25 protein-coding genes are annotated in these 19,157 nt (G+C 67.8%); all 25 read right to left on the bottom strand.

Annotated features, from left to right (window positions below; translation table 11 throughout):
- Positions 1-31: 31 nt before the first annotated feature.
- The 25 genes from rplR to ABTW72_RS31880 all read right to left on the bottom strand — a co-directional run bounded on the left by rplR (position 32) and on the right by ABTW72_RS31880 (position 19,089).
- Positions 32-421, bottom strand: coding sequence for a 50S ribosomal protein L18 (rplR, locus tag ABTW72_RS32000; RefSeq protein ID WP_091402381.1), 390 nt, complete (start codon positions 419-421; stop codon positions 32-34).
- Complete coding sequence (gene rplF / locus ABTW72_RS31995; RefSeq protein ID WP_350865457.1) at positions 418-960, bottom strand: 50S ribosomal protein L6; 543 nt, start codon at positions 958-960, stop codon at positions 418-420. Before rplF ends, rplR begins: the two co-directional genes overlap by 4 nt.
- Positions 961-976: 16 nt before the next feature.
- Positions 977-1,384: a 30S ribosomal protein S8 gene (gene rpsH, locus ABTW72_RS31990; protein WP_007465270.1), complete on the bottom strand. Its 408-nt coding sequence runs from the start codon at positions 1,382-1,384 to the stop codon at positions 977-979.
- A gap of 116 nt (positions 1,385-1,500) precedes the next feature.
- On the bottom strand, positions 1,501-1,686 hold the full coding sequence (locus tag ABTW72_RS31985) for a type Z 30S ribosomal protein S14 (RefSeq protein WP_007465272.1): 186 nt from the start codon (positions 1,684-1,686) through the stop codon (positions 1,501-1,503).
- Position 1,687: 1 nt separating this feature from the next.
- Positions 1,688-2,254 (bottom strand): 50S ribosomal protein L5, encoded by a 567-nt coding sequence (gene rplE, locus ABTW72_RS31980; protein ID WP_091402385.1) that lies wholly within the window; start codon positions 2,252-2,254, stop codon positions 1,688-1,690.
- Positions 2,254-2,574 (bottom strand): 50S ribosomal protein L24, encoded by a 321-nt coding sequence (gene rplX / locus ABTW72_RS31975; RefSeq protein ID WP_172899047.1) that lies wholly within the window; start codon positions 2,572-2,574, stop codon positions 2,254-2,256. Before rplX ends, rplE begins: the two co-directional genes overlap by 1 nt.
- On the bottom strand, positions 2,571-2,939 hold the full coding sequence (rplN, locus tag ABTW72_RS31970; RefSeq protein WP_007073026.1) for a 50S ribosomal protein L14: 369 nt from the start codon (positions 2,937-2,939) through the stop codon (positions 2,571-2,573). Before rplN ends, rplX begins: the two co-directional genes overlap by 4 nt.
- Positions 2,940-3,036: 97 nt before the next feature.
- Positions 3,037-3,315, bottom strand: a complete 279-nt coding sequence (rpsQ, locus tag ABTW72_RS31965) for a 30S ribosomal protein S17 (RefSeq protein ID WP_112584814.1) — start codon at positions 3,313-3,315, stop codon at positions 3,037-3,039.
- Positions 3,312-3,548, bottom strand: coding sequence for a 50S ribosomal protein L29 (gene rpmC, locus ABTW72_RS31960; protein WP_007465283.1), 237 nt, complete (start codon positions 3,546-3,548; stop codon positions 3,312-3,314). Before rpmC ends, rpsQ begins: the two co-directional genes overlap by 4 nt.
- The gene (gene rplP / locus ABTW72_RS31955) at positions 3,548-3,973 is read right to left on the bottom strand and encodes a 50S ribosomal protein L16 (RefSeq protein WP_053653940.1); all 426 of its coding nucleotides are present in this window, start codon (positions 3,971-3,973) and stop codon (positions 3,548-3,550) included. Before rplP ends, rpmC begins: the two co-directional genes overlap by 1 nt.
- 3 nt (positions 3,974-3,976) lie before the next feature.
- Positions 3,977-4,846, bottom strand: a complete 870-nt coding sequence (gene rpsC, locus ABTW72_RS31950; RefSeq protein ID WP_007465294.1) for a 30S ribosomal protein S3 — start codon at positions 4,844-4,846, stop codon at positions 3,977-3,979.
- The gene (gene rplV, locus ABTW72_RS31945; protein WP_007465297.1) at positions 4,846-5,304 is read right to left on the bottom strand and encodes a 50S ribosomal protein L22; all 459 of its coding nucleotides are present in this window, start codon (positions 5,302-5,304) and stop codon (positions 4,846-4,848) included. The genes rpsC and rplV overlap by 1 nt, the downstream gene beginning before the upstream one ends.
- A 41-nt stretch (positions 5,305-5,345) precedes the next feature.
- Positions 5,346-5,627, bottom strand: coding sequence for a 30S ribosomal protein S19 (gene rpsS / locus ABTW72_RS31940; RefSeq protein WP_007465299.1), 282 nt, complete (start codon positions 5,625-5,627; stop codon positions 5,346-5,348).
- Between the two features lie 12 nt (positions 5,628-5,639).
- On the bottom strand, positions 5,640-6,479 hold the full coding sequence (rplB, locus tag ABTW72_RS31935) for a 50S ribosomal protein L2 (RefSeq protein ID WP_088950237.1): 840 nt from the start codon (positions 6,477-6,479) through the stop codon (positions 5,640-5,642).
- 12 nt (positions 6,480-6,491) lie between these two features.
- On the bottom strand, positions 6,492-6,794 hold the full coding sequence (gene rplW, locus ABTW72_RS31930) for a 50S ribosomal protein L23 (protein WP_007465304.1): 303 nt from the start codon (positions 6,792-6,794) through the stop codon (positions 6,492-6,494).
- A complete protein-coding gene (gene rplD / locus ABTW72_RS31925) occupies positions 6,791-7,441 on the bottom strand; it encodes a 50S ribosomal protein L4 (protein WP_030489587.1) in 651 nt (216 codons plus the stop codon). Before rplD ends, rplW begins: the two co-directional genes overlap by 4 nt.
- Entirely contained in the window at positions 7,438-8,103 is a 666-nt protein-coding gene (gene rplC, locus ABTW72_RS31920) for a 50S ribosomal protein L3 (RefSeq protein WP_091402403.1), read from the bottom strand. Before rplC ends, rplD begins: the two co-directional genes overlap by 4 nt.
- An 11-nt stretch (positions 8,104-8,114) precedes the next feature.
- Complete coding sequence (gene rpsJ, locus ABTW72_RS31915) at positions 8,115-8,423, bottom strand: 30S ribosomal protein S10 (RefSeq protein WP_007073037.1); 309 nt, start codon at positions 8,421-8,423, stop codon at positions 8,115-8,117.
- A 350-nt stretch (positions 8,424-8,773) separates the two neighbouring features.
- Positions 8,774-9,967 (bottom strand): elongation factor Tu, encoded by a 1,194-nt coding sequence (tuf, locus tag ABTW72_RS31910; RefSeq protein ID WP_030489585.1) that lies wholly within the window; start codon positions 9,965-9,967, stop codon positions 8,774-8,776.
- A 212-nt stretch (positions 9,968-10,179) separates the two neighbouring features.
- Positions 10,180-12,276, bottom strand: coding sequence for an elongation factor G (gene fusA / locus ABTW72_RS31905; protein ID WP_350865447.1), 2,097 nt, complete (start codon positions 12,274-12,276; stop codon positions 10,180-10,182).
- Positions 12,277-12,350: 74 nt separating this feature from the next.
- On the bottom strand, positions 12,351-12,821 hold the full coding sequence (rpsG, locus tag ABTW72_RS31900) for a 30S ribosomal protein S7 (RefSeq protein ID WP_007465317.1): 471 nt from the start codon (positions 12,819-12,821) through the stop codon (positions 12,351-12,353).
- 1 nt (position 12,822) lies between these two features.
- Positions 12,823-13,197, bottom strand: coding sequence for a 30S ribosomal protein S12 (rpsL, locus tag ABTW72_RS31895; RefSeq protein WP_007465318.1), 375 nt, complete (start codon positions 13,195-13,197; stop codon positions 12,823-12,825).
- A gap of 508 nt (positions 13,198-13,705) precedes the next feature.
- Positions 13,706-14,086, bottom strand: a complete 381-nt coding sequence (locus ABTW72_RS31890; protein ID WP_350865504.1) for a hypothetical protein — start codon at positions 14,084-14,086, stop codon at positions 13,706-13,708.
- 652 nt (positions 14,087-14,738) lie between these two features.
- Complete coding sequence (locus tag ABTW72_RS31885; RefSeq protein ID WP_350865444.1) at positions 14,739-15,107, bottom strand: hypothetical protein; 369 nt, start codon at positions 15,105-15,107, stop codon at positions 14,739-14,741.
- A gap of 94 nt (positions 15,108-15,201) precedes the next feature.
- On the bottom strand, positions 15,202-19,089 hold the full coding sequence (locus ABTW72_RS31880) for a DNA-directed RNA polymerase subunit beta' (protein ID WP_124858781.1): 3,888 nt from the start codon (positions 19,087-19,089) through the stop codon (positions 15,202-15,204).
- Positions 19,090-19,157: the final 68 nt, after the last annotated feature.

Genomic DNA, 19,157 nt, shown 5'->3' with positions numbered 1-19,157 from the left:
GCAGCCTTCCTTCTCTCTCGTGACGGGGTTGTTAGAACTCGAGCCCGGCTTCGCGGGCGGCGTCGGCAAGCGCGGCGACTCGCCCCGCGTACCGGTTGCCGCCGCGGTCGAAGACGACCTTGGAGACGCCGGCGGCCTTGGCCCGCTCGGCGAGCAGCGCGCCCACCTTGCCAGCCAGGGCGCTCTTGTCGCCCTCCGCACCGCGCAGCGAGGCGTCCAGGGTCGACGCCGACGCCAGGGTGTGACCCTTGGTGTCGTCGACGACCTGGGCGACCATGTGCCGCAGCGAGCGGGTGACGACCAGGCGCGGACGCTCGGCCGTACCGCTGACGTTCTTGCGGACGCGGAAGTGTCGACGCGCACGCCCAACGGCGCGCTTGGCGGCGACACCGCGGCGGCGCTTGAGCAGCGTGGCGCTCACTTCTTACCTGCCTTTCCAGCCTTGCGGCGGATGACCTCGCCCTGGTACTTGACGCCCTTGCCCTTGTAGGGCTCCGGCGGGCGGATCTTCCGGATGTTGGCGGCGACCTCACCGACCTGCTGCTTGTCGATGCCAGCCACGTGGAACAGGGTCGGCCGCTCCACCGTGAAGGTGATGCCCGCCGGGGCGGAGACGACCACCGGGTGCGAGAACCCGAGCGCGAACTCGAGGTCCGAACCCTTGGCGGTGACCCGGTAACCGGTGCCGGCGATCTCCAGGCTCTTGCGGTAGCCCTCGGTGACCCCGACGATCATGTTGGCAACCAGCGTACGGCTCAGGCCGTGGAGTTCCTTGGCCTTGCGCTCGTCGTTCGGCCGGTTGACGCTCAGCTGCCCATCCTCGTCCCGGTCGATCGTGATCGGCTCGGCGAGGGTGTGCTGGAGCTGGCCCTTGGGGCCCTTGACCTTGACGGTCTGCCCGTCGATCGTGATGTCGACGCCGGCTGGCACCGGGATCGACTTACGTCCAATTCGCGACATTTCTACCTGTCTCCCGTTACCAGACGAAGGCGAGGACTTCCCCGCCAACACTCCGCTTGCGGGCCTGCCGGTCGGTCAGCAGCCCCTGGGACGTCGAAATGATCGCCACGCCCAGCCCACCGAGCACCCGCGGGAGCCCGTCCGACTTGGCGTACACCCGGAGACCGGGCTTGGACACGCGCTTGATGCCGGCCAGGCTCCGCTCGCGGTTCTGGCCGTACTTCAGCTCGACGACCAGTCGCTTGCCGACGGCGCCCTCCTCGGGCTCCTCGACCGACCAGGTGGCGATGTAACCCTCGGCCTTCAAGACCTCGGCGATGTTCGCCTTGATCTTGGAGTAGGGCATCTTCACCTGATCGTGGTACGCCTGGTTGGCGTTACGCAGACGCGTGAGCATGTCTGCGATCGGGTCGGTCATCGTCATGGATTTCGTCAGCCTTTCTCGCCGGGGTTCCCGGGGCATCAGCCCCGGGCCTACGGCGAAGAGCAATACCTAATCGGTGCAGGAGTTCCCGGCCGACGGCCGGGACGCGGTCGCCCTTACCAGGAAGCCTTGGACACGCCCGGCAGCTCACCGCGGTGAGCCATCTCCCGGATGCAGACCCGGCAGAGCCCGAACTTGCGGTAGACCGCCTTCGGACGCCCGCACCGCTGGCAGCGGGTGTACGCGCGAACCGAGAACTTCGGCTTCGCGGCCGCCTTGATGATCAGCGCCTTCTTGGCCATCTCAGTTCTCCTTGAACGGGAAGCCCAGGAGCTTGAGCAGCGCCCGGCCCTCGTCGTCGGTCGTGGCGGTCGTGACCACCGTGATGTCCATGCCCCGCTGGCGATCGATCCGGTCCTGGTCGATCTCGTGGAACACCGACTGCTCGGTCAGACCGAACGTGTAGTTGCCGTGCCCGTCCAGCTTGCGCCCGTCCAGGCCGCGGAAGTCGCGGATACGCGGCAGCGCGATGGAGAGCAGCCGGTCCATGAACTCCCACATCCGGTCGCCGCGAAGGGTGACCTTCGCGCCGATCGGCATGCCCTCGCGGAGCTTGAACTGCGCGATGGACTTGGTCGCCCGCCGCACCTGCGGCTTCTGGCCGGTGATCGTGGCGAGGTCGCGGACCGCGCCGTCGATCAGCTTGGCGTCGCGAGCAGCCTCGCCGACACCCATGTTGACGACGATCTTGACCAGCCGCGGCACCTGCATGGGGTTGCCGTAGCTGCGCTGCTCACGCAGCTGGGCCACGATCTCGTTGCGGTACCGCTCCTTGAGGCGCGGCAGGGTCTTTTCGGTAGCCGTGGTCATCACAGGTCCTTACCGGTGCTACGCGCGATGCGGACCTTCTGGCCGTTGTCGTCGATCCGGTAACCGACGCGGGTCGGCTTGCCGTCGGAGTCCAGGACCTGCACGTTCGAGACGTGGATCGGGGCCTCCTGAGTGACGATGCCGCCGGTCTTGGCGCCACGCTGGGTGGTGCTGATGCGGGTGTGCTTCTTGACCCGGTTCACGCCCTCGACCAGGACCTTGTCCTGCCGCGGGTAGGCCTGAATGACCTTGCCCTTGGCACCCTTGTCCTTGCCGGCGATGACGACGACCGTGTCGCCCTTCTTGACCTTCACGGTCACAACACCTCCGGCGCGAGGGAAATAATCTTCATGAACCGCTTGTCCCGCAGCTCCCGGCCCACCGGGCCGAAGATACGGGTTCCACGCGGGTCCCCGCCGTCCTTGATGATGACGGCGGCGTTCTCGTCGAAGCGGATGTACGAGCCGTCCGGACGCCGCTTCTCCTTGGCGGTGCGAACGACGACAGCCTTGACGACGTCGCCCTTCTTCACACCAGCACCCGGGATCGCGTCCTTGACCGTGGCCACGATGACGTCGCCGATGCTCGCGTAGCGCCGACCCGAGCCACCGAGAACCCGGATGCACAGGATCTCCCGAGCACCCGTGTTGTCGGCGACGCGCAGTCGCGACTCCTGCTGAATCACGTCTATCTCCTATGTCTGCCGGTTCTCCGGCCGCCGTAGCGGCCGGAGCCTGGCGGAACCTACGCCCGACGCAACGCCGGGCGAGCTCGAGCCTTCGCTACTTGGCCTTTTCCAGGATCTCCACGATCCGCCAACGCTTGGTGGCGCTCAGCGGCCGGGTCTCCATGATGAGAACCCGGTCACCGGTGCCAGCGGCGTTCTGCTCGTCGTGCACCTTCAGCTTGCTCGTACGGCGCATGATCTTGCCGTACAGAGCGTGCCGAACCCGGTCCTCGACCTCGACCACGACGGTCTTGTCCATCTTGTCGCTGACCACCAGGCCCTCACGGACCTTGCGGCGGGACCGCGCGGTGGCGGTGGCGGTGTCTTCGGTCATGATGCAGTCACCTCAGTCGGCGCGGCCGAGAGCCCCAGCTCGCGCTCGCGCATGATCGTGTAGATCCGGGCGATCTCCCGACGGATGACCTGCAACCGCCGGTTGTTGTCCAGCTGCCCGGTTGCGGCCTGCACGCGGAGGTTGAACAGCTCCGCCTTGGCCTCCCGCAGCTTCGTGACCAGCTCCTCTTCGGAGAGCTCACGCAGCTCGGTCGCCTTAACGCCCGCTGCCATCAGGATTCACCCACTTCGCGCGTAACAATGCGGCACTTCATCGGGAGCTTGTGGATCGCGCGACGCATGGCCTCTCGCGCGGTCTGCTCGTTGGGGAAGGACATCTCGAAGAGAACCCGCCCCGGCTTGACGTTGGCAACCCACCACTCGGGCGAACCCTTACCGGAACCCATCCGGGTCTCGGCAGGCTTCTTGGTGAGGGCCTGGTCCGGGAAGATCGTGATCCAGACCTTGCCACCACGCTTGATGTGGCGAGTCATCGCGATACGTGCCGACTCGATCTGCCGGTTCGTCACGTACGCCGGCTCGAGAGCCTGGATCCCGAACTCGCCGAACACCACCCGGTTACCACCCTTGGACGCGCCACTGCGGTCCGGGTGGTGCGGCTTGCGGAAGCCCTTCGGGGGCTTGCGCGGCATCAGCATCTGTCAGCCCTCCTGCTGCGTTTCTGCCGGAGCAGCAGCGGCGGCGACAGCTGCGCTGTCGACCGGCTCGCCGCTCGGCGTCTCGGCCTGCTGCGCGATGGTGGTCGCAGCAGCCCGACCGGCCTCGGTGCCACCAGCCGTGGTGCCGGACGAACCCGACCGGCCACGGCGCGGACGCTCGGGACGGTCGCCGCGCTCACCACGACGCGGGCGGGACGGACCGGCCTCGGCCGGAGCTTCCCGGCCCGGGACGGCGTCGCCCTTGTAGATCCAGACCTTCACACCGATCCGACCGAACGTCGTACGCGCCTCGAAGAAGCCGTACTCGATGTTGGCCCGCAGCGTGTGCAGCGGAACCCGGCCCTCACGGTAGAACTCGGTCCGGCTCATCTCGGCGCCGCCGAGGCGACCCGAGACCTGAACCCGGATGCCCTTGCAGACCGGGTTCTTCATCGCCGACTGCATGGCCTTGCGCATCGCCCGACGGAAGCTGACCCGGCTGGACAGCTGCTCGGCCACGCCCTGCGCGACCAGCTGAGCGTCCGACTCGGGGTTCTTCACCTCGATGATGTTCAGCTGAACCTGCTTGCCGGTGAGCTTCTCAAGCTCGCCGCGGATCCGGTCGGCCTCCGCACCCTTACGGCCGATGACGATGCCCGGCCGGGCGGTGTGGATATCGACCCGGACCCGGTCGCGGGTGCGCTCGATGTCGACCTTGGAAATCCCGGCACGCTCGAGGCCCTTGGACATCATGCGGCGGATCTTGACATCCTCGCCGATGTAGTCCTTGTAGAGCTTGTCCGCGAACCAGCGGGACTTCCAGTCGGTCGAGATGCCGAGCCGGAACCCAGTGGGGTGAACCTTCTGACCCATTACTCGGCGTCCTCCGTCTTGCTCTGCGCTTCGGCCGGTGCGGCCTCCGTGGCCGGGGCGGCCTTCTTCGCCGCGGCCTTCCTCGGCGCTGCCGGCGCGACCGCTTCGACCGCCACAGTGATGTGGCAGGTGCGCTTGCGGATTCGGTACGCCCGACCCTGCGCCCGCGGCTGGAACCGCTTCATCGTCGGGCCCTCGTCAACGAAGGCCTCGCTGACGAGCAGCGCGTCGGGGTCCAGCCGCTCGTTGTTCTCCGCGTTGGCGATCGCGCTAGCGAGCACCTTGTACACCTGCTCGCTCGCAGCCTGCGGCGCGAACTGCAGCACCGTGAGCGCCTCCTTCGCGGGCAGGCCGCGGACGAGGTTGACCACCCGGCGCGCCTTCATCGGCGAGATGCGCACGTGCCGCGCAACCGCCCGCGCGCCCGGAAGCACCGGAGCGTCGCCCTTTCCTGGCATCGCTGTAACCCCTTGTTCCCTCTATCCGTATGCCCGCGGCGTCAGCGCCGACGGCTCTTCCGGTCGTCCTTCTCGTGACCCTTGAACGTGCGGGTCAGCGCGAACTCGCCGAGCTTGTGCCCGACCATCGCCTCGGTCACGAACACCGGGACGTGCTTGCGTCCGTCATGCACGGCGATCGTGTGCCCCAGCATCTCGGGGATGATCGTCGAGCGCCGCGACCAGGTCTTGATCACGTTCTTGGAGCCCTTGTCGTTCTGAACTTCCACCTTCTTGAGCAGGTGGTCGTCTACGAACGGGCCCTTCTTCAGGCTGCGAGGCATGTCTTATCTCCCTCAGCCGCGCTTACGCGTGGCGTAGCGGCGGCGGACGATCAGCCGGTCACTCGGCTGGCCCTTACGGCGGGTGCGGCCCTCGGGCTTACCCTGCGGGTTGACCGGGTGGCGACCACCGGAGGTCTTACCCTCACCACCACCGTGCGGGTGGTCGACCGGGTTCATGGCGACACCACGGACGGTCGGGCGCTTGCCCTTCCACCGCATCCGGCCGGCCTTACCCCAGTTGATGTTCGACTGGTCGGCGTTGCCGATCTCGCCGACGCTGGCGCGGCAGCGCACGTCCACCCGCCGGATCTCGCCGGACGGCATACGCAGGGTCGCGTACGCGCCCTCGCGGCCGAGCAGCTGGATGCCGACGCCGGCGGAACGGGCCAGCTTGGCCCCGCCACCCGGACGCAGCTCCACGTTGTGGATCGTGGTACCGACCGGGATGTTGCGCAGCGGCAGGTTGTTACCCGGCTTGATGTCGGCGCCCGGGCCGGACTCGACGCGGTCGCCCTGCTTCATGTCCTTCGGCGCGATGATGTACCGCTTCTCGCCGTCGGCGTAGTGCAGCAGCGCGATGCGCGCCGTGCGGTTCGGGTCGTACTCGATGTGAGCGACCTTCGCCGGCACGCCGTCCTTGTCGACCCGCTTGAAGTCGATCAGACGGTACTGACGCTTGTGACCGCCACCGTGGTGCCGCGTGGTGATCCGGCCGTGGGCGTTACGCCCGCCCTTCTTCGGCAACGGAGCCAGCAGCGACTTTTCCGGCGTGGACCGGGTGATCTCGGCGAAGTCAGCGACACTCGAGCCACGTCGGCCCGGCGTCGTCGGCTTGTACTTACGGATAGCCATTGTCTACACCCCTCAGCTGACCGGGCCGCCGAAGGCCTCGATGCGGTCACCGTCAGCCAGCTTCACGATCGCCCGCTTGGTCGCCTTGCGCTGACCGAAGCCGGTCTTGGTGCGCTTGCGCTTACCCTGGCGGTTGAGCGTGTTGACCGTCAGGACGCGGACGTTGAAGATCTGCTGGATAGCGATCTTGATCTCGGTCTTGTTCGCGTCCGGGTGCACCAGGAAGGTGTACCAGTTCCGGTTCAGCTCGCTGTAGCTCTTCTCCGAGACGACCGGCGCCACGATGATGTCGCGCGGGTCGGCGATCGTGCTCACTTGCCACCCTCCTCGGTGGTCTCGGCGGGCACGCCCAGGAACTCGTCCAGGGCGTCCTTGGTGAAGACCACGTCGTCGGCCACGAGCACGTCGTACGTGTTCAGCTGGCCGGACTCGATCAGGTGCACGCGCGGCTCGTTGCGCAGCGACACCCAGTTCAGCTCGTCGGTGCTGCTCAGCACGACCAGGACCCGACGGGCCTCGGTGAGCTTGGTCAGCGTGGCCAGGGCCGCCTTGGTCGACGGCTTCTCGCCCGAGACGAACGCCTCGACGACGTGCACCTGCCCGGCGCGGGCCCGGTCGGAGAGGGCACCCCGCAGAGCGGCGGCCTTCATCTTCTTCGGGGTCCGCTGGCTGTAGTCGCGCGGCACGGGACCGTGCACGACGCCACCGCCGGCGAACTGCGGCGCGCGGATCGAGCCCTGCCGGGCGCGACCGGTGCCCTTCTGCTTGTACGGCTTCTTGCCGCCACCGGCGACCTCGCCGCGGGTCTTGGCCTTGTGCGTGCCCTGTCGGGCCGCCGCGAGCTGGGCCACCACGACCTGGTGCATCAGCGCGACGTTGGCCTGCACGTCGAAGATGTCCTCCGGCAGCTCCACGGAGCCGCTGGTGGTGCCTTCGACGGTGCGCACGTCAACGGTGGTCACTTGGCCGCACCGCCCTTCTTCACCTTGCTCTTGGCCGCGGTACGGACCAGAACGAGCGCGCCCTTGGGACCAGGAATGGCACCCCGGACGAGCAGCAGGTTGTTCTCGGTGTCGACCGCCTGGACGGTGAGGTTCTGCACGGTGTACCGCACGCCACCCATACGACCGGCCATCCGGGTGCCCTTGAAGACACGACCCGGAGTGGCGCAGGCGCCGATGGAGCCGGGCGAGCGGTGCTTGCGCTCGACGCCGTGCCCGGCGCCCAGGCCGTGGAAGCCGTGCCGCTTCATCGGGCCGGCGTAGCCCTTGCCCTTGGTCTTGCCGGTGACGTCGATGGTGACGCCGGCCGGGAACTCCTCGACCGTGACTTCCTGGCCGAGCGAGTATTCCCCAGCGTCAGTGGTGCGCAGCTCGACGATGTGCCGGCGCGGCGCCACGTCCGCCTTGGCGTAGTGCCCGCTGATCGGCTTCTTGACCTTGCGCGGGTCGATGGTGCCGTACGCGAGCTGGACCGCGGAGTAACCGTCCTTCTCGGCGCTACGAACCTGGCTGATGACGCACGGGCCGGCCTCGACCACGGTCACGGGAACAACACGGTTGTTCTCCCAGACCTGGGTCATGCCGAGCTTGGCGCCCAGGATCCCCTTGACTTGCCTGTCCATTTGTCCGGTCCCTACAGCTTGATCTCGATGTCGACGCCAGCCGGCAGGTCGAGGCGCATGAGCGAGTCGACCGTCTTCGGGGTCGGGTCGATGATGTCGATCAGCCGCTTGTGCGTGCGCATCTCGAAGTGCTCGCGCGAGTCCTTGTACTTGTGCGGCGAGCGGATAACGCAGAAACGGTTGATCTCCGTGGGCAGCGGCACCGGGCCCGCGACCTGCGCCCCGGTGCGCGTCACCGTCTCGACGATCTTCCGAGCCGAGGAGTCGACGACCTCGTGGTCATAGGCCTTGAGCCGGATGCGGATCTTCTGTCCCGCCATGGTGGCTTCTGTTCCTTCTCTCGATGCCGCTGTGTTGCGGGCGCCTGTACCGGCTGGCACAGGCCCACTTCGCCGACCCCCGCGGTCGGGCGTGTCGCGCCCTCGGGCCGAGCTCCGCCCCTAGGTACCGGAGTGGTGCTGACCGCACGGTGGGTCAAGGCGCCGATCGCATTACCGCGACCTGAACGCCGTGCAAGGGTGGTTGGCGACTGGGCCGCCAACCACCCTACGCTCGACCGCATCGCCACCCGGAGGTTCAGCGAAAGCCGAACACAGGCGACGAACTGTCGTTACGCAACCTGACTAGTATGCCGCACGACCGGCGGCGGGTCTAATCGGGGTTACCTAGCTCACTTGTTAATCTTGGTGACGAACCCGGCGCCGACGGTGCGGCCACCCTCGCGGATCGCGAACTTGAGGTTCTCCTCCATGGCGATGGGCTGGATCAGCTTCACCGACATGGACGTGTTGTCACCCGGCATGACCATCTCGGTGCCCTCGGGGAGGGTGACGACACCGGTGACGTCCGTGGTCCGGAAGTAGAACTGCGGACGGTAGTTCTGGAAGAACGGGGTGTGACGGCCACCCTCCTCCTTGGAGAGGATGTAGACCGTCGCCTCGAACTCCGTGTGCGGGGTGTTCGAGCCCGGCTTCACGACGACCATGCCGCGCTCGACCTCGTCGCGCTTGGTACCACGCAGCAGCAGGCCGACGTTCTCGCCTGCGCGGGCGTCGTCCAGGGTCTTCCGGAACATCTCGATCGCGGTGACCTTGGTCTTGAAGCTCTTCTCCTTGATACCGACGAGCTCAACATCCTCGTTCGGCAGGAGAACGCCGCGCTCCACGCGACCGGTGACGACGGTGCCACGACCGGTGATCGTGAAGACGTCCTCAACCGGCATCAGGAACGGCTTGTCAACCTCGCGCTCCGGCTGCGGGATCGAGGTGTCGACAGCGGTCATCAGGTCCAGCAGCTTGCCGGTCCACTCGGGGTCACCCTCGAGGGCCTTCAGCGCCGAAACCCGAACGACCGGCAGGTCGTCACCCGGGTACTCCTGCGAGGAGAGCAGCTCACGGACCTCGAGCTCGACGAGCTCCAGGAGCTCCTCGTCATCGACCATGTCGCTCTTGTTGAGCGCCACGACGATGTACGGCACACCGACCTGACGGGCCAGCAGCACGTGCTCGCGGGTCTGCGGCATCGGGCCGTCAGTCGCCGCGACCACCAGGATCGCGCCGTCCATCTGCGCGGCACCGGTGATCATGTTCTTGATGTAGTCGGCGTGCCCAGGGCAGTCGACGTGCGCGTAGTGCCGCGACTCGGTCTGGTACTCGACGTGCGCGATCGAGATCGTGATGCCGCGGGCCTTCTCCTCCGGCGCCTTGTCGATCTCGTCGAACGGCGTGTAGGGGTTCAGGTCCGGGTACTGGTCGTGCAGGACCTTGGTGATGGCCGCCGTCAGCGTCGTCTTACCGTGGTCGATGTGACCAATGGTGCCGATGTTGACGTGCGGCTTAGTCCGCTCGAACTTAGCCTTCGCCACTGGTGTCCTCCTGTGGACTTCTTGGTTCGTACGCCCGGCGCGCCGGTCGGCGCTTAGGACTCTGTCGACAGCCTTTCCGGCCTGACGGCCGGAGAGCCTTTGTGGGTTCTGCGGCGATGAAGCCTACAGGCCCGGTCTCACGCGATCCGATCGTGGTGGCCGCGGGCGGGTGAACCCTCCCGCGACCAACCACGAATCACCTGCTCAGAGCGCTACTCGCCCGTTGCCTTGGCGATGATCTCCTTCGCGACGCTCTGCGGAACCTCGGCGTAGGAGTCGAACTGCATGCTGTAGCTAGCCCGGCCCTGGGTCTTCGACCGCAGGTCGCCGACGTAGCCGAACATCTCCGACAACGGCACCAGGGCCCGGACGATGCGGGCGCCACTGCGCTCCTCCATCGCCTGGATGATGCCGCGGCGGGAGTTGAGGTCACCGATGACGTCACCCATGTTCTCCTCAGGAGTGGTGACTTCAACGGCCATCATCGGCTCGAGCAGTGCCGGATCGGCCTTGCGGGCCGCGTCCTTCATCACCATCGAGCCGGCGATCTTGAATGCCATTTCCGACGAGTCGACCTCGTGGTACTGGCCGTCCAGCAGGGTCAGCTTCACGCCGACCAGCGGGAAGCCCGCCAGGATGCCGTACTGCAGCGCGTCCTGCGCACCGGCGTCCACCGAGGGGATGAACTCCCGGGGGATGCGGCCGCCGCTGACGGCGTTGGCGAACTCGTAGGTCGGCGACTCGTTGTCCAGCGGAAGCGGCTCGACGCTCACGATCACGCGGGCGTACTGGCCGGAACCACCGGTCTGCTTCTTGTGGGTGTACTCGACCTTGTCCACCTTGCGGCGGATGGTCTCGCGGTACGCCACCTGCGGCTTGCCGACGTTCGCCTCGACGTTGAACTCGCGGCGCATCCGGTCGACCAGGATGTCCAGGTGCAGCTCACCCATGCCGGAGATGACCGTCTGACCGGTCTCCTCGTCCAGCTGGACGCGGAAGGTCGGGTCCTCCTCGGCCAGGCGCTGGATGGCCGTGCCCAGCTTCTCCTGGTCGGACTTGGTCTTCGGCTCGATCGCCACCGAGATGACCGGCTCCGGGAAGGTCATCGACTCCAGGATCACCGGGTTCGCCGGGTCGGAGAGAGTGTCGCCGGTGGTGGTCTGCTTGAGACCCTGCACGGCGATGATGTCGCCGGCCTGCGCCGACGGACGCTCTTCCCGCTTGTTGGCGTGCATCTGGTAGATCTTGCCGATCCGCTCCTTGCGGTCCTTGGTGGAGTTGACCACCTGGGAACCGGAATCGAGCGTGCCGGAGTAGACCCGCACGTAGGTGAGCTTGCCCAGGTGCTTGTCCGTCTGGATCTTGAAGGCCAGGCCGGAGAAGGGCTCCGAGTTGGACGGCTTACGCAGCAGCGGGGTCTCGCCGTCGGTGGCCGTACCCTCGATCGCCGGAACGTCCAGCGGCGACGGCAGGAAGTCGACCACGGCGTCGAGCATGGGCTGGACGCCCTTGTTCTTGAACGCCGAGCCGCAGAGCACCGGGTTGGCCTTGCCGGCGATGGTGGCACGCCGGATGGCGGCCTTGATCGCCTCGACGGAGATCTCCTCGCCCTCCAGGTACTTCTCCATCACCGCGTCGTCGACGTCGGCCAGGGTCTCCATCAGCTTCTCGCGCCACTCGGCCGCGGAGTCGGCCAGCTCGGCCGGGATCTCCTCAACCGCGTAGTCCTCACCCTTCTGGGTCTCCCCGCGCCAGGTGAGCGCGCGCATGCCGATCAGGTCGACGACACCGATGTGGTCACCCTCGAGCCCGATCGGGATCTGGAGCACCAGCGGGGTGGCGTTCAGCCGGTCGATCATCATCTGCACGCAGCGGAAGAAGTCGGCGCCGGTCCGGTCGAGCTTGTTGACGAAGCACATACGCGGGACGTTGTACTTGTCGGCCTGCCGCCAGACGTTCTCCGTCTGCGGCTCCACGCCGGCGACACCGTCGTAAACCGCGACCGCACCATCCAGGACCCGCAACGACCGCTCGACCTCGACCGTGAAGTCGACGTGACCAGGCGTGTCGATGATCTGGATCGTGTGGTCTTTCCACTCACACTTGGTAGCAGCGGAGGTGATGGTGATACCACGCTCCTGCTCCTGCTCCATCCAGTCCATGACGGCAGCGCCCTCGTGGACCTCACCGATCTTGTACGTGATGCCGGTGTAGAACAGGATTCGCTCGGTGGTCGTGGTCTTACCGGCATCGATGTGCGCCATGATGCCGATGTTGCGTACCTTGGCGAGCGCGTCTGCGGCGGCCACTTCAATCCCTACTTATCGTCGTCTCGACTCAACTGGTGGCGGTTCCGGCGCCCGGAGGCGCCGGAACCAGGGTGTTACCAGCGGTAGTGCGCGAAGGCCTTGTTGGACTCGGCCATCTTGTGCGTGTCCTCGCGCCGCTTGACGGCGGCACCGAGGCCGTTGCTCGCGTCCAGCAGCTCGTTCATCAGCCGCTCGACCATGGTCTTCTCGCGCCGGGCGCGGGAGTACGTGACCAGCCAGCGCAGGCCCAGGGTGGTCGCCCGGGTCGGGCGGACCTCGACCGGAACCTGGTAGGTGGCGCCACCGACACGACGGCTGCGCACCTCGAGGGTCGGCTTGACGTTGTCCATCGCCCGCTTGAGGGTGACGACCGGGTCGGTGCCGGACTTCTCGCGGCAGCCCTCGAGGGCCGCGTACACGATGGACTCGGCGAGCTGACGCTTGCCGCGGAGCAGGATCTTGTTCACCAGCTGGGTGACCAGCGGCGAGTTGTACACCGGGTCAGCGACCAGTGGCCGCCGCGGAGCGGGTCCCTTACGCGGCATGTCAGCTCTTCTCCTTCTTCGCGCCGTAACGGCTGCGCGCCTGCTTGCGGTTGCGGACACCCTGGGTGTCCAGCGAGCCGCGGACGATCTTGTAACGCACGCCGGGGAGGTCCTTCACCCGGCCACCGCGAACGAGCACGATCGAGTGCTCCTGCAGGTTGTGACCGACGCCGGGGATGTAGGCGGTCACCTCGATCTGGCTGCTGAGCTTCACGCGAGCGACCTTGCGCAGCGCCGAGTTCGGCTTCTTCGGGGTGGTGGTGTACACGCGGGTGCACACGCCGCGCCGCTGAGGGGAACCCTTCAGCGCCGGGGTCTTGGTCTTGGTCGTCTTCGCCTGGCGGCCCTTTCGGACCAGCTGCTGGATCGTGGGCACCGGGTTTCTCCGCTCCCTTCGGCCGCATCCGCGGCCGCGCCGTCTGCTCGTTAGCCGGCCTGATGACCGGCTCTCCTACATTCCGACCAGGGTCGCCTTGCGGAGACCCCGGCACCCGCGGTCGGGCGTGTCGCCCTCGTCACGGCCCCGTTGCGACGCTCTCGCGTTCGTACCGGGTTTGTTCACCGGCGCGCGGGTCGCCCCGCCCCGGATCTTTGGCTTGTCGTGCCGCCGTCCGTAAGCCGGAAACAGCGCACGCACGAGTTGCCCGGGCATGCCCGGGCACAAGGGGAAAGAGTACCTACCACAACCGCCCAGGTCAAAACGGAATGGCCCGGCGACTGTCTCACACCCGCCGGCCGGATCTCGTCCTGCCCTGTCGCCCGCGATGGGCACCTACGAATACAAGTGTACCGGCTTCCCCGCAGAAGCACCCATCGCCCCCGGGGTGACCGGAAGCCTTCCGCGGAAAACGCCCGTCAGGTGCCGGATCTATCGGTGAAGACCCTCACGTCAGGGCGAGGAGCAGGGCAAGACCCAGGCCCAGCAGGCTGAGCAGTGCTCCCGCCGCGCCGCAGCTGATCCCGGCCATCGCCAGCCCGCGACCGGTGAACTGGACCGCGGAGGGCGCGGCCGGCCGCCGGATCTGCCGCCGGGCGAGCAGCCCGATGACGACCGCCGCCCCGCCGGCCAGGACACCCAGCGCGGCGAACGCCCCGGAGGCCCAGGCCCCGCCGTCGTTCTTGAAAGCCACTCCGAAGCAGATCACCAGAAGTGAGACCAGAAGTGACGCGATCCCCGCCACCAGCGCCCCGATGGCCAGCCCGGAGGTGACCGGTGCCACGTCCAGGTGCACGACGCCGAACGGCGTACCCGAAACCGCCTCCACCCGCTTCGGTGGCCGGCGTTGGTCGTCGGTGGGCGGCGGCACCGAACCCCCCGGCGCGCCACCCCACCCGGGGCCGTGCCCCGGCGGCGGCGGACCCCACCCGGACGGCGCCCCGGGCCCGGACGACGGCGGCGGGCCCCAGCCGTACGGCGCACCCGGCACAGACGAGGGCGGACCCCACCCAGGCGGCACGCCCGGTGCAGACGAGGGCGGACCCCAGCCGTACGGCACTCCCGGGCCAGCCGCCGGCGGGCCCCAGCCGGGCGGCGCACCCGGTCCGGAGGTGGGCGGGCCCCAGCCCTGCGGCGTCGAGGTCGGCGCGCTGGAGACCGGGTACGGCTGGCCGGAGCCAGGCGCCTCGGTCGTGCCCCAGCCGTTCGGACCCGGGCCGGGGGGCGGCGCCGCAGGCGACGGCGGACCCGGGGTGGACACCGGTGGGTGCGGCTCGCCGTTCGGACCGGGTCGCGCCCAGTCGCTCGGCTCGGATGGCGGAGCCGGCGGGTCCGGCGGGTCGGCCGGTTCGTCCGCAGGGGGCCGCGCCGGTTCCGTCACGAGGTCCTCCTGTCGAAAGGCCGCCACCGCCACACGGCGGACACCGGCCAGGCTACCGCCGCGAGTACCGCCGCCCGCGCCGGGCGCGGCCACCGGTGGCTCAGTCCATGTTCGCCGGGTAGTCGTGGCCGAACGGGGCGCCGGCCAACCGGACCACCCCGACGACCACCGCGGCCACCACGCTGACCGCGACCAGCACCAGGCCGGTCCAGGCCATCCACTCCCCCCGTCGCAGCCAGACGCCGCCGGTCAGGAAACCCCCCGAGGCGTACGCCTCGCGGCGCGCCTGCCGGGCCAGTTGCAGGGCCACCGTGGCCGGCACCACGCCACCGATGAACAGCCCGGTCAGCATGCCGAGCAGGCCCAGCGCGAAGACCGCCCGCGCCTTCGTGGCGCGGGCCGGGTCCGGGTCCAGCGGGTGGCGCAGGCCCTGCGGGGCGACGGACACCTGCCCGGGTGCGGTCGTCATCCCCCCATCATGCCGAACCCGGCCCGGGGGTGGGTGGGCACGGACACGACGAGGCCCCCGGCTTTCACCGGGGGCCTCGTCGTGTGACTGGTGCTTAGCGGTACGACCCGAAGTCGAAGTCGTCCAGCGGCACGGCCTGCCCGCTGGCCGGCCCGAACCCGTAGTCGGTCTCCGGGTAACCGGTCATCGAGTAGACCTTGGCCTTGGCCTCCTCGGTCGGCTCGACCCGGACGTTGCGGTACTTGCTGATGCCGGTACCGGCCGGGATGAGCTTTCCGATGATCACGTTCTCCTTGAGGCCGACCAGCGAGTCGCTGCGCGAGTTGATCGCAGCGTCGGTCAGCACCCGGGTGGTCTCCTGGAAGGAGGCCGCCGAGAGCCAGGAGTCGGTGGCCAGCGAGGCCTTGGTGATACCCATCAGCACCGGACGACCAGCGGCGGGCTCGCCGCCCTCCGAGACGAGCCGGCGGTTCTCCGACTCGAACAGCGCCCGGTCGACGAGCACACCCGGCAGGAACTCGGTCGAGCCGGAGTCGATGACCGTCACCCGCTTGAGCATCTGGCGGATGATGATCTCGATGTGCTTGTCGTGGATGAGCACACCCTGCGAGCGGTAGACCTCCTGGACCTCACTGGTCAGGTGGACCTGGACCGCCCGCGGACCCATGATCCGCAGCAGCTCGTGCGGGTCGATGGTGCCCTCGGTCAGCTTCTCGCCGACCGCCACGTGACCGCCGTCGTGGGTACGGAGCTTGACCCGCTTCGAGATCTTGTCGTAGACGATCTCTTCGCTGCCGTCGTCCGGCACCACGATGATCTTGCGCGAACGCTCGCCATCCTCGATCCGGATCCGACCGGGGGTGTCGGCGATGGGCGCCTTACCCTTCGGGACCCGAGCCTCGAAGATTTCCTGAACACGCGGCAGACCCTGGGTGATGTCCTCACCCGCGACACCACCGGTGTGGAAGGTACGCATCGTCAGCTGCGTACCGGGCTCACCGATGGACTGGGCGGCGATGATGCCGACCGCCTCGCCGATGTCGACCGACTTACCGGTCGGCAGCGACCGGCCGTAGCAGGCCGCGCAGACGCCCAGCTTCGACTCGCAGGTGAGCACGCTGCGCACCCGGACCGTCTCCACACCAGCGGCGACGATCTTGTCGACCCCGATGGAGTTGATGTCCTGACCGCGCTCGGCGACCACGGTGCCGTCCGGCCCCTTGATGTCGTCGGCGAGGGTCCGGGCGTGCACGCTGGTCTCGGCGTGGGTGTGGACGACGAGCTTGCCGTCCAGCTTCTCGCCGATCTGCATCGGGATCGCCCGGTCGGTGCCGCAGTCCTCTTCGCGGATGATGACGTCCTGCGAGACGTCCACCAGACGACGGGTCAGGTAACCCGAGTCAGCGGTCCGCAGCGCGGTGTCGGCGAGACCCTTACGGGCACCGTGCGTGGAGATGAAGTACTCCAGCACGGACAGACCCTCCCGGTAGCTGGCCTTGATCGGCCGCGGGATGATCTCGCCCTTGGGGTTGGCCACCAGACCACGGATCGCCGCGATCTGCCGGAGCTGGAGCAGGTTACCGCGAGCACCCGAGTTGATCATCTTCCACAGCGGGTTCTCCTGCGGCAGCGCGGTGTCCATCTCCTTGGCGACCTCGTTGGTCGCCTTGGTCCAGATCTCGATGAGCTCGCCGCGACGCTCCTCGGCGGTCATCAGACCACGCTGGTACTGCTTGTCGATCTGGTCGGCGTCCTTCTCGTACCGCGCCAGGATCTCCGCCTTGCGCGGAGGAGCGATGACGTCCTCCATGCCGATCGTCACGCCGGACCAGGTGGCCCAGTGGAAACCGGCCTCCTTGAGCCCGTCCAGGGTGGCGGCCAGCGCCACCTTGGGGAAGCGCTCGGCGAGGTCGTTGACGATCGCGGAGAGCTGACCCTTGCGGATCTCGTAGTTCACGAAGCGGTAGCCCTGCGGCAGCGTCTCGTTGAACAGCACCCGACCCAGCGTGGTCTCCACGGTCAGCGGGTCACCCTCGACCCAGCCCTCCGGGGCGCTCCACGCCTCGGAGCCGTTGCCGTTGTCGACACCGACCACGCCACGCAGGCGGATCTTCACCGGCGCCTGCAGGTGCAGCTCGCCGTTGTCGAAGGCCATCCGCGCCTCGGCGTCCGAGCTGAACGCCCGGCCCTCGCCCTTCTCACCGGCGGTGAGGTGGGTGAGGTGGTACAGACCGATGACCATGTCCTGGGTAGGCATGGTGACCGGCTTACCGTCGGCCGGCTTGAGGATGTTGTTCGACGACAGCATCAGGATCCGCGCCTCGGCCTGAGCCTCGGCGGACAGCGGCACGTGCACCGCCATCTGGTCACCATCGAAGTCGGCGTTGAACGCGGTGCAGACCAGCGGGTGGATCTGGATCGCCTTGCCCTCGACCAGCTGCGGCTCGAAGGCCTGGATGCCCAGGCGGTGCAGGGTCGGCGCCCGGTTGAGCAGCACCGGGTGCTCGCCGATGACCTCTTCCAGCACGTCCCACACGACCGGGCGCTGACGCTCGACCATCCGCTTGGCGGACTTGATGTTCTGTGCGTGGTTGAGGTCGACCAGCCGCTTCATCACGAAGGGCTTGAACAGCTCCAGCGCCATCTGCTTGGGCAGACCGCACTGGTGCAGCTTGAGCTTCGGGCCGACCACGATGACCGAACGGCCGGAGTAGTCGACGCGCTTGCCCAGCAGGTTCTGGCGGAACCGGCCCTGCTTGCCCTTGAGCATGTCGGACAGCGACTTGAGCGGGCGGTTACCCGGGCCGGTGACCGGCCGGCCGCGACGGCCGTTGTCGAACAGCGCGTCGACGGCCTCCTGGAGCATCCGCTTCTCGTTGTTGACGATGATCTCGGGCGCGCCGAGGTCGATCAGCCGCTTGAGGCGGTTGTTCCGGTTGATCACGCGGCGGTACAGGTCGTTCAGGTCGGAGGTCGCGAAGCGGCCGCCGTCGAGCTGCACCATCGGGCGCAGGTCCGGCGGGATGACCGGGACGCAGTCCAGCACCATGCCGAGCGGCGAGTTGCGGGTGTTCAGGAACGCCGCGACGACCTTGAGTCGCTTGAGCGCCCGGATCTTCCGCTGGCCCTTGCCGGACCGGATGGTCTCCCGCAGGCTCTCGGCCTCGGCGTCGAGGTCCATGTTCTGGACCAGCGCCTTGATCGCCTCGGCGCCCATGGAACCGGTGAAGTACTCACCGAACCGGTCGCGCAGCTCGCGGTAGAGCAGCTCGTCGGTGACGAGCTGCTTCGGCTCCAGCTTGCGGAAGGTGTCCAGCACCTCGTCCAGGCGGTCGATCTCGCGCTGGGCCCGGTCGCGGATCTGGCGCATCTCGCGCTCTCCGCCCTCCTTGACCTTGCGCCGGACGTCCGCCTTGGCACCCTCGGCCTCCAGCTCGGCCAGGTCGGCCTCGAGCTTGGCGGCCCGCTTCTCGATCTCCGAGTCGCGGCTGTTCTCGGACTGCCGCTTCTCGGCCAGGATCTCGTTCTCGATCGTCGAGAGATCACGGTGACGCGACTCCGCGTCAACGCTCGTCACGACGTACGAGGCGAAGTAGATGATCTTTTCGAGGTCCTTGGGGGCAAGGTCCAGCAGGTAGCCCAGCCGGCTCGGAACGCCCTTGAAGTACCAGATGTGGGTCACCGGAGCGGCGAGCTCGATGTGCCCCATCCGCTCACGACGGACCTTGGAGCGAGTCACCTCGACGCCGCAGCGCTCACAGATGATGCCCTTGAACCGAACGCGCTTGTACTTACCGCAGTAGCACTCCCAGTCCCGCTGCGGACCGAAGATCTTCTCGCAGAAGAGCCCGTCCTTTTCCGGCTTCAGGGTGCGGTAGTTGATCGTCTCAGGCTTCTTGACCTCGCCGTGCGACCACTGACGGATGTCGTCGGCGGTGGCGAGACCAATGCGCAGCTCGTCGAAGAAGTTGACGTCGAGCACTATGTCCCCTATGTCGTCGTCTGTACTGCTAATTCTCGGGCGGGGTCGGGGGCCGGCGAGCCGGCCCC

Source organism: Micromonospora sp. NPDC127501, from assembly GCF_040302185.1.
GTDB lineage: Bacteria > Actinomycetota > Actinomycetes > Mycobacteriales > Micromonosporaceae > Micromonospora.
Note: the sequence above shows the minus strand (reverse complement) of the source record. Positions and strands in the feature narration are given on the sequence as shown.

What these genes read in the sequence shown, in the direction of transcription:
- rplF (WP_350865457.1), bottom strand. Translation starts at nt 960, where the DNA reads ATGTCGCGAATTGGACGTAAGTCGATCCCGGTGCCAGCCGGCGTCGAC.
- rpsH (WP_007465270.1), bottom strand. Translation starts at nt 1,384, where the DNA reads ATGACGATGACCGACCCGATCGCAGACATGCTCACGCGTCTGCGTAAC.
- ABTW72_RS31985 (WP_007465272.1), bottom strand. Translation starts at nt 1,686, where the DNA reads ATGGCCAAGAAGGCGCTGATCATCAAGGCGGCCGCGAAGCCGAAGTTC.
- rplE (WP_091402385.1), bottom strand. Translation starts at nt 2,254, where the DNA reads ATGACCACGGCTACCGAAAAGACCCTGCCGCGCCTCAAGGAGCGGTAC.
- rpsQ (WP_112584814.1), bottom strand. Translation starts at nt 3,315, where the DNA reads ATGACCGAAGACACCGCCACCGCCACCGCGCGGTCCCGCCGCAAGGTC.
- rpmC (WP_007465283.1), bottom strand. Translation starts at nt 3,548, where the DNA reads ATGGCAGCGGGCGTTAAGGCGACCGAGCTGCGTGAGCTCTCCGAAGAG.
- rplP (WP_053653940.1), bottom strand. Translation starts at nt 3,973, where the DNA reads ATGCTGATGCCGCGCAAGCCCCCGAAGGGCTTCCGCAAGCCGCACCAC.
- rpsC (WP_007465294.1), bottom strand. Translation starts at nt 4,846, where the DNA reads ATGGGTCAGAAGGTTCACCCCACTGGGTTCCGGCTCGGCATCTCGACC.
- rplV (WP_007465297.1), bottom strand. Translation starts at nt 5,304, where the DNA reads ATGCCAGGAAAGGGCGACGCTCCGGTGCTTCCGGGCGCGCGGGCGGTT.
- rpsS (WP_007465299.1), bottom strand. Translation starts at nt 5,627, where the DNA reads ATGCCTCGCAGCCTGAAGAAGGGCCCGTTCGTAGACGACCACCTGCTC.
- rplB (WP_088950237.1), bottom strand. Translation starts at nt 6,479, where the DNA reads ATGGCTATCCGTAAGTACAAGCCGACGACGCCGGGCCGACGTGGCTCG.
- rplC (WP_091402403.1), bottom strand. Translation starts at nt 8,103, where the DNA reads ATGGACAGGCAAGTCAAGGGGATCCTGGGCGCCAAGCTCGGCATGACC.
- rpsJ (WP_007073037.1), bottom strand. Translation starts at nt 8,423, where the DNA reads ATGGCGGGACAGAAGATCCGCATCCGGCTCAAGGCCTATGACCACGAG.
- rpsG (WP_007465317.1), bottom strand. Translation starts at nt 12,821, where the DNA reads ATGCCGCGTAAGGGACCCGCTCCGCGGCGGCCACTGGTCGCTGACCCG.
- ABTW72_RS31885 (WP_350865444.1), bottom strand. Translation starts at nt 15,107, where the DNA reads ATGACGACCGCACCCGGGCAGGTGTCCGTCGCCCCGCAGGGCCTGCGC.